Raw genomic sequence first — 587 nt, forward strand, 5'->3', positions numbered from 1 at the left:
TCGAAGGGGCAGTGCGGACCGTCCGCCTGCAGCTCGTCGTCCTTGATGAAATCGATTCCCGCGTCCACCAGAGTGCGGGTGGCGGCCGCGGTCTCGCCGGGGGAGAGCCCGACGGACGGCTTGATGATCGTGCCGATCAGGGGCCGGTCGTGGACGCCCACGAGCCGCCGCGTGCCCTCGACGCCGAAGGCGGGCCCTGCATACGCGTCGGCGAACGCGGCCGGCAGCTGCACGTCGAGCAGGCGCAGGCCGGAGAACTGCTTGAGCTCGAAGAGATTGCCGGCGATGGTCGCGAGCAGGTTGGGCAGTGACGGTCCCATGTTTGCCAGGGGCCAGGAGAGCGTCACCGTCGCGCGCCGCCAGCTCGCCGGTGCGTTGCCCCCCGGCGTGGCGGCCCCGGGCAGCGAGGGGCTGCCCACCGTCTCCTGCTCGGTGATCGCCTCGACCCTGGCACCGTTGCGGGCCTTGATCTCGTCGGTCTCGCCGGGGACGGCCAGGAACGTCCCCGACGACTGCTCGCCGGCCATGGCGGCGGCGGCATCCTCCAGCGGGAAGGCGGTCTCGATCCAGTAGGTCGCTTGGATTCT

General features: G+C 71.4%; 1 protein-coding gene. It reads right to left on the reverse strand.

Annotation, left to right across the window (positions count from 1 at the left end; all coding sequences use genetic code 11):
* Nucleotides 1-587: RuBisCO large subunit C-terminal-like domain-containing protein (locus G7A99_RS23915; RefSeq protein WP_240466409.1), on the reverse strand; the 587-nt coding region annotated here is incomplete at both ends.

The organism is Arhodomonas sp. KWT (assembly GCF_010993615.1).